Source organism: Sphingorhabdus sp. (assembly GCF_044374345.1).
Lineage (GTDB): Bacteria > Pseudomonadota > Alphaproteobacteria > Sphingomonadales > Sphingomonadaceae > Sphingorhabdus_B.
In genome coordinates this window covers 1-7,940 of record NZ_JBILOS010000097.1, presented here as the reverse complement: position 1 = coordinate 7,940, position 7,940 = coordinate 1, and the positions used below count along the sequence as shown (strand labels likewise).

The window sequence follows — 7,940 nt, the reverse complement described above, 5'->3', positions numbered from 1 at the left end:
CTTGCTGTTCCTTTGCGCGATATTGCGCAAGGTCCGTCATGGTCATGTCGCCGGGGCTAAGCTTGCTCGTCGTGACCGCACTTACAATCTGGTTGGCGATGGGGCCGGTGTAAAATGCATCGGGTCCCTTTTTCGCCAGCAACTTTAACGTCGCGGCAAGTTGCGGATTGTTAAGCTTCATACCTGCGGTAACAGGTACGCCGTTGCGCCAATAAATCGCACGCGCAGCATCAAAGTTGGACCACAGTGGCTGAATACCTTTCAGCCGTGATTCAAGCGTCTTGTTGACGATGAACCCCTTGTCGGCAAGGCGGATGGCGGGCTTGAAAATCGTCGCCCAAGACAGCTTGCCCCATTTGCGGTGGGTTTCCGCCATAAGCTGGATATTGCCGGGAACGCCCACGGAACGTCCGCCCTGAAAGGCCTCCAAGAAACCGAGCGCTTTACCGTCGGGTCCGACAAAACGATCGGGTGTCGCCGCAGCTGGCGCCGTCTCGCGCCCGTTGATTGTCGACAATACGCCCTTTGCGCTGTCCTGATACAAAAGGAAGCCGCCGCCCCCAATGCCGCTCGATTGCGGTTCAACGACGGTCAGCGCCAACATCATGGCCATCGCCGCATCGGCAGCGGAACCACCCTGACGCAACATTTCCATCCCCGCTTCTGTAACGCGGGGATCGGCCGATGATGTGACACCGACATTTTCGGCAAAAACCGGTTGAGCGGCAAGGACGAGTGCGCTGATCGCGAAGGACAATTTTTTCATACCCGATACCTAGCCCCGTTTACACGGCAATGCCAAGTCCGGATTTACGCGTCAGTCCCCACGGCTTCGGAGATATTGGCAAACCCGTCGCGCTGCAAAAGTTTCAGCAGTTGCCGGTTGATTTTCAGCGCCAGTCCGGGGCCATGATACACAAGCGCACTGTAAATCTGCACCAGCGATGCGCCCGCACGGATGCGCGCATAGGCATCTTCGGCAGATGCAATCCCGCCAACGCCAATCAAGCCCAGCTTCCCACCACTCGCCTTGCGAAAATCGATGAGGCGTTGCTGCGCAAGGTCACGCAAGGGCGCACCCGACAGGCCGCCGGTTTCGCCGGCATGTTTGGATTGCAGGTCGGGCCGCGAAATGGTTGTGTTCGATACGATCAAAGCCGCAACACCGCGCGCCATCGCCACGCTGACAATATCGTCAATGTCGGCGGGTTGCAAATCAGGCGCGACTTTCAGGAAGACCGGCGTTGCCCGCGACCGCGCAGCCATAACCTGCGCCAACAGATCATCCAGCGCAGCCTTGTCCTGCAGCGCACGTAGCCCTGGCGTATTGGGCGAGCTAATGTTGACCGTCAGATAATCGGCCAAAGGCTCCATATTACGCACGCCGATGACATAATCAGCAATGCGGTCCGCGCTGTCCTTATTGGCGCCGATATTGATGCCCAGCGGCCCTGCCAATGCCGTGTCCGGAATATTCTGCAGCCGCGCGATGGCCGCCGCCTGCCCTTCATTGTTGAAACCCATGCGGTTGATGACTGCCGCGTCCTCAACCAACCGGAACAAGCGAGGTTTCGGGTTACCCGCCTGCGGCAACGGCGTTAATGTGCCGACCTCTGTAAAGCCAAAGCCAAGGCGCATGATCTCAACGGGTACTTCGGCGTTTTTGTCATAGCCCGGCGCCAACCCAACGGGATTTGCAAAGTGCAACCCGGCAAAGCTTTGCTGTAAAGCAGCGTCCTGCGTTCCCATAGACGGGATTGGCAGCATTTTCAGCGCCGCAAGGGACATGTTGTGGGCGGTTTCGGCATCTGCCTGAAACAAAAACGGGCGTGCAAGTCGGTAAAACATGAGCGTGCTATTCACGAGTCGCGTGCAAGGTGCAACGGCGGGATTACGTTCATGACGCTGACCAAGATGATTTTGGCTGCAAATACCCGAATTTTATGGGGTGGTGACGATTCCGTCCAATCGCATTTTACCAAACGTCTGCACTGTCGTAGCCCAACCCAAGAGCTCCGCCGATGAAAAACGGGCGTTCTTTCCTGAAAGCCCCCTTCACCGCTGCCATCGTCCCTGACGGGCCGTTCGGCGGCTATGCCTTCGGTGCGTCCGGTTCTGGGCTGTGCGGCTTTGCTTTGCGGCGGCGGAGATTGGCACGTAGGGCCTCGCGCAACCGTTCGGCCTTAATCCGCTCTTTGTCTTGCGCGTCTTTTGCCAAGTGCCTTCTCCGATCCATTCTGCCTGCTCGCGCACCCGATGCCAAATCGCCCACAAAGGCGCAAGCCGCTTGACAACCGCCCCGTCCCTTCGCATAGGGCCGCACCTTCGGTGTATGCTGCTGTAGCTCAGTGGTAGAGCGCGTCATTGGTAATGACGAGGTCGGGAGTTCAATCCTCCCCAGCAGCACCAGGATTTCCGACATTCTCTATAAAATTATCACGCGCTCCGTGGTACGGATGTACCACTCATAGTCGATAGCGTCCGCGGCCCTCTTCATAAAACTGATAGCATGGCAATGAATTTGGCCGCTGCATTTAAGGGGACAAATTACGCCAATGGTTTGCCTAGTGATAGGGCCCATGATAGAAAATCAAAAAGAAGGGGCGTTGCTACACCGATCGGGATAAGGGAAATACAGAAAGGCGATTTTGGCTATCGCGTCGTGAACGGGAATTAGCTTGTATTTGAACGCACAATTCCAGCCTGAAAGCGGTGCATAGCTGAACCGCAGCATTTTGGAAAACGACGTCCGGCCCAGAAACGCCAACAGAGTATAGGGAGGATGCAGGCTGATGCTAACGAGAGGCGACGAATATCCAATCCACCAGACAGCTGAGCCCATCGCATATTCCGGGACAGATCGGAATTTTTACGATCGGTATTTCTTTAACGGCTATCAGGCAGATGGCAGCGATTTTTTCGCGATCGCCTTTGGCGTTTATCCGCACCTGAACGTTGCCGATGCCCATTTTTCCTGCATCCGGGGCGATGTCCAATATTGCGTTCATGCCTCCCGCTTATTGGATATGGAACGGATGGATCTCACCGTCGGGCCGATCACCATTGAGATACTCGAACCACTTAAATCGTTGCGCGTCGTCGTCGACAACCATGAAGGCATATCCGCCAATCTGACCTTTGTTGGCCGAGCATTCCCCGTTGAAGAGCCGCGCTTCACCCGAAGGATCGGGCCGCGGACCTTTATGGATTATACCCGTATGACGCAAAACGGGCATTGGCAGGGCTGGATTGAGGTAGATGGCATTCGGCGGGATATCGACGGTGCTGTTGGTACGCGTGACCGCAGTTGGGGGATCCGCCCCATTGGCGCCAGCGACCCGCAGCCGACCGTCCCGCAAACTATCCCCCAATTCTACTGGCTGTGGAGCCCAGTGAATTTTCAGGATGGTGCACTCTATTTTCATGTGAATGATGATGCGCAGGGCCGACACTGGAATATCCGCGCAGTATGGTGCCCGGACGGCGCAGCTGCGCATGAAATGTTGGAAAGCGACGCGTGCGAAATGGCGGTCACGCTTAAGCCCGGCTGGCGGCACGCGGAACAGGCGGTCCTGAAAGCAGAATTCGCAGATGGGCGAAATGTCACGGCCGTCTTTGAACCGGGTACAGCGTTTCTGATGCGCGGCATCGGCTACGGCCACCCGGAATGGCCACATGGTGGTTGGAAGGGTGTATTAACGGTAGAGCGCGAAGATATTGACCTGACAACCGTTGAGGCTGGCCGCGCAGATCATCTCCACATACAGGCCGTCTCTCGCGTGACCATGACGCTGGGCAGTGAGAGCCAGACAGGTACAGGCATTCTGGAACAGTTGATCCTTGGCGCTTATGAACCGCTGGGCCTGAAGAGCATTTTCAATGATTGATGCAATCCCCCGTCTGGCCGATATGACCCCCGCTTGGTTGACGGAGCAGCTGCATAAAAATGGCTATGATGCCAAGGTCATGTCAGTTGAATCGCACGCCATAGGCACAGGACAGGTCGGCGCGACGTACCGCCTTAAACTGATATATGATGGCCCTGCGAACGGCGCGCCTCCCACGCTCGTTGCAAAATTGCCATCCAATGATCCAGTCAGCAAAGCTGCCGGTAGATCCTATATGACATACATGCGTGAAAGCCGTTTTTATGGGCTTTTTGCGGGTAAGAAACCGATGGCGATACCCCATCATCTGTTTATCGCGTTTGATGACGACAGCCACGATTTTGCTTTGCTGATGCACGATCTTCCATCACATGTGCCGGGCAATCAATTGTTGGTTCCAACGCGGGCAGAATCCGAACTGGCAATGGATGCGGCGGCTGGCATTCACGCGGCCTGGTGGGGCGATCCATCGCTCGACACGCTTGACTGGCTCAGCGGCACGAAAGCTGTTCCACCCCAGATAGATAGCGACGCGATTTATACGATGCTTTGGCCTGCATTTTGTGACCGATATCGCGACCGGATCACCAAAGAGATGAAAATGGTCGGTGAGCATTATTTGGGCAACATCAAACGATGGTTAGACTCACGTTCCGGTCCACGCTGTCTAACGCACAATGATTTTCGTCCAGATAATATGCTGTACTGCGCCGACGACAAGGACAAGCCTATCGTCATCGTCGACTGGCAAACCGTTGGTGTCGGCGAAGGTGCAAGCGACATCGCCTATTACCTTGGCACATCGATGGACCCGGCTACCCGTAAAGCAGAAGAGCACGGTCTTCTGGCGCGGTATAGAACGCAATTAGATCGGCATAATGTACCCTTCGCAGACCTTGCGCACCAGTGGGATGCCTATCGGCTTGCGTCTTTTTCGGGAATGCTCATGGGCGTAACGGCGTCAATGGTCGTGGAACAGACCGACCGCGGCGACGCAATGTTTCTGGCTATGTCAGAGCGGTCGGCTTTGATGGCAATAGACCATGCCGAGATTGCCCTTGATTTCTAGCCCGGCAGGAACGCTGCGACCAAATCACTGCCCTGACGGGATCAGGGTGATTTCAGTTTGGCGCCCATCGATAAAACGCACAGTCTTGCCGTCAAAAAAAGCATTCTCTTCGCTGCGGAAATCCACGCGTTGCCCGCCCCATTCGGGAACGGCAGCATAAGTTGTAAGCTCGATGGACCATGCTGTGTTGGCGTTTATCACCCCGCTTCCACGCGGGTCGGCGTTTTGGTTATCCCAAAAGCCAATGGACGGCCCGGCACCATGACCATGCAAGCCAATCGGGTGCGTGTAAATCGACGGATCAAGCCCGGCCGCCACGGCTTCTGCCCGCGCCAATGCCAAAGCCGCATTCCCGCTGCGTCCAACCGCAAACTGGCGTCTCAAGATATCCTGCACCCGGTTGCTGTTCGCCAGCCCCTGCCGGAGGCCAGCAGGCGCATCGCGCTCGCCGGGTTTCAGAACATAGGCAAGATGCTGCGTATCGGTGCTGAGCCGCAGATAATTGATGCCAAAATCTGTCCATAGCAGGTCGCCCGGCTGAATGACCTCATCGCCTTCCAACATACCCTTTGCGCCCGCCCGCTGGATCGCGACCGAAGGATGGAACCATGGTTCGAGGCCCAGCTGAAGCAGCCGGTCACGATACCACCATTGCACCTGCTCCGCCGTTGTCACCCCCGGGGTGATCACGGCACGCGAAAATGCCTCAGCGATTATCGCATGGGCAGTGCGCAGCACGCTGGGATAAATTTCCATCTCCGCAGGCGTCCGCGTCTCAAGCCACCGGATAGCGAGCGTTTCGCCGCTGACGATCCGCGACCGCAATGCTGCGGGCAACGCGCCTGTAAATTTTTCATATTGGCTGAGCGTCATGCCGTCGGCGAATTGATATAGGTCCGACGTGTTGATCGCAATTTTGGCCGGATCGCGCGCGGCGATTATGTCAGCGACCGCTTGCCACTGATCAGGCTGCTTGCTTGGGTCCCACGCTGGCGCGAACAGGCCGCCAAGTCCATAGCGGCTAACCGTCAGACGCTCGACCGGCTTTCCATTTCCCGGATCATGGAAAATCAAGATTGTCCGGCGCCGTGCGTGCATATTCTCTGCATCCAGCATCGACGCGACCACGGGCTCTTCAAAATACTCCCGCGCCACCAATAGCCACACATCAATGCCCTGTTCGCGCATGATGGCCGGAATGATCGTATCCAACCGCGCGGCTAAAATGCGGTTTTCGGTCGCGGCCCTTTCACGGGCATTCAATATAGGCGGCAGCGCGGGTGTCTGCGCCTCTGTCTCGCGCATGACGATGGGCGCGGACATGGCAGCAGTGGCTGGCCCAATCATGGCCGCAAGCAGAGCCAGTCCAGATATCACACGCTTTGCCATCATGCTTCCCCCTATCATATTATGCACCGACATTGGCTGGCCGCGATGCAAGGATCAAGTCCGACATGCCATTCGATGTGAAAACAGGTGATATCAGGGATAGGCTTGGGTATGAAGGAAGCAGGGATATTCCCTTATGAAATGTTCCCCCACAGCATGTTGAACCTGTATATTGACGCGACACACGTCCGCTAAGCGCTTGACGGCAGGCGGGTTTTCCCGCCATGCGGATGCTCATGCGTTTCTTCTCTGACAATGCCGCCCCGGTGCACCCCGCTGTCATGCAAGCCATGGCCGATGCCAACCATATCGACACCGCATATGATGGGGACCAATGGAGCGCGCGGCTCGATGCCGCATTCTCCGCTATGTTCGGCCGCGATGTCGCGGTGCTGTGGGTGGCGACGGGGACAAGCGCCAACTGCCTTGCGCTTGCGTCGCTTGTTCAGCCACATCAGGGCGTCATTTGCCACCGTGAAGCCCATATTGAGGTTGACGAATGCGGCGCGCCGGGTTTCTACACCGCTGGTGCGAAGCTGATGCTGGTCGAAGGCGATGGCGCCAAGGTAACGCCTGAAACGGTCGAGGCGTGTCTGAACGGCATTCGCAACGATGTGCATCAGGTGCAGGCGGCAGCATTGTCGATTACCAACGCAACCGAATATGGCATGGTCTACAGCCCTGCCGAAGTCGCGGCACTTGGTGCATTGTGCCATGATCGCGGTCTTGGCCTGCATATGGACGGCGCGCGTTTTGCCAATGCAGTGGCGACCTTGGGCTGTGCTCCCGCCGATGTGACAGTCAACGCTGGCGTCGATGTATTGAGTTTCGGCTTCGTCAAAAATGGCGGCATGGGTGCAGAGGCGTTGGTTTATTTTGACCCGGTGCTGGCTGACGCTGCGCGCTATCGGCGCAAGCGGGCCGGACATTTGCAGTCCAAAGGCCGTTTTCTTGCGGCGCAATTGTTGGCGATGCTGGAAAATGATCTGTGGCTGACCAATGCGCGTTCCGCCAACGCAGCGGCGCAGATCATTGCGGGCGCGGCCGCCGAACGATTGCTCTATCCCGTCCAAGCTAATGAGATCTTCTTGCGCCTGACGCCCGCTGAAGCGGCGGCGTTGCGGGCGCAAGGTTTTGACTTTTACGACTGGGGCGCAGTTGACGAAAATTGGGGCGCGGCGCGGCTCGTCACCAGTTGGCAACATAAAGAGGCCGATGTCGCTCCGCTGGCCCGCGCGATCGCTGCATTATGAGCACGACCGCAGCGGAATCCTCCACAGAACCCGGATTTCTGACGCCGCGGGTGTGGATACCCTTTATGGTGACGTCGGTTATCTGGGGATCTACTTGGCTGGTTATCCGCGATCAATTGGGCACAGTGCCGCCGACCTGGTCTGTGGCCTATCGCATGATTGTGTCCGCCATCGCTATGTTCATCCTGGTCATCGCGATGCGCCAGCCGGTGAAAATAGATCGGCCAATGGTCGGTTGGACAATCCTGCTTGGCGTGATGCAATTCGGGATGAACTACAATTTTGTCTATGCCGCTGAACATTATATCACGTCGGGATTGGTCGCAGTGGTATTCGCGCTGT

The 7,940-nt window shown here is 56.9% G+C and carries 7 protein-coding genes and 1 tRNA gene; 5 read left to right on the top strand and 3 right to left on the bottom strand.

Translation table 11 applies throughout. The features are described 5' to 3' along the window. The coding region (locus ACIQ5B_RS09320; RefSeq protein WP_397598772.1) for a gamma-glutamyltransferase at positions 1–766 on the bottom strand (766 nt) is incomplete at its 3' end. Between the two features lie 44 nt (positions 767–810). Further along, on the bottom strand, positions 811–1,848 hold the full coding sequence (locus ACIQ5B_RS09315; protein ID WP_397598771.1) for a quinone-dependent dihydroorotate dehydrogenase: 1,038 nt from the start codon (positions 1,846–1,848) through the stop codon (positions 811–813). 486 nt (positions 1,849–2,334) lie between these two features. Between ACIQ5B_RS09315 and ACIQ5B_RS09310 the strand changes: the two genes are divergently transcribed. The 3 genes from ACIQ5B_RS09310 to ACIQ5B_RS09300 all read left to right on the top strand — a co-directional run bounded on the left by ACIQ5B_RS09310 (position 2,335) and on the right by ACIQ5B_RS09300 (position 4,956). Beyond that, positions 2,335–2,409: transfer RNA gene (locus ACIQ5B_RS09310), tRNA-Thr, on the top strand. Between the two features lie 383 nt (positions 2,410–2,792). Then, positions 2,793–3,887, top strand: coding sequence for a hypothetical protein (locus ACIQ5B_RS09305; RefSeq protein WP_397598770.1), 1,095 nt, complete (start codon positions 2,793–2,795; stop codon positions 3,885–3,887). After that, positions 3,880–4,956 carry a phosphotransferase family protein gene (locus ACIQ5B_RS09300; protein WP_397598769.1) on the top strand — a complete coding sequence of 359 codons (1,077 nt, stop codon included), beginning with the start codon at positions 3,880–3,882 and terminating at the stop codon, positions 4,954–4,956. Before ACIQ5B_RS09305 ends, ACIQ5B_RS09300 begins: the two co-directional genes overlap by 8 nt. Positions 4,957–4,980: 24 nt before the next feature. On the opposite strand, the gene ACIQ5B_RS09295 is transcribed toward ACIQ5B_RS09300, so the two are convergent. Further along, positions 4,981–6,348: a M24 family metallopeptidase gene (locus ACIQ5B_RS09295; protein ID WP_397598768.1), complete on the bottom strand. Its 1,368-nt coding sequence runs from the start codon at positions 6,346–6,348 to the stop codon at positions 4,981–4,983. 233 nt (positions 6,349–6,581) lie between these two features. On the opposite strand from ACIQ5B_RS09295, the gene ACIQ5B_RS09290 reads away from it, so the two are divergent. Next, the gene (locus tag ACIQ5B_RS09290) at positions 6,582–7,598 is read left to right on the top strand and encodes a threonine aldolase family protein (protein ID WP_397598767.1); all 1,017 of its coding nucleotides are present in this window, start codon (positions 6,582–6,584) and stop codon (positions 7,596–7,598) included. Between the two features lie 65 nt (positions 7,599–7,663). Then, positions 7,664–7,940, top strand: a 277-nt coding sequence (locus ACIQ5B_RS09285; RefSeq protein ID WP_397598773.1) for an EamA family transporter, incomplete at its 3' end; no start/stop codon positions are given.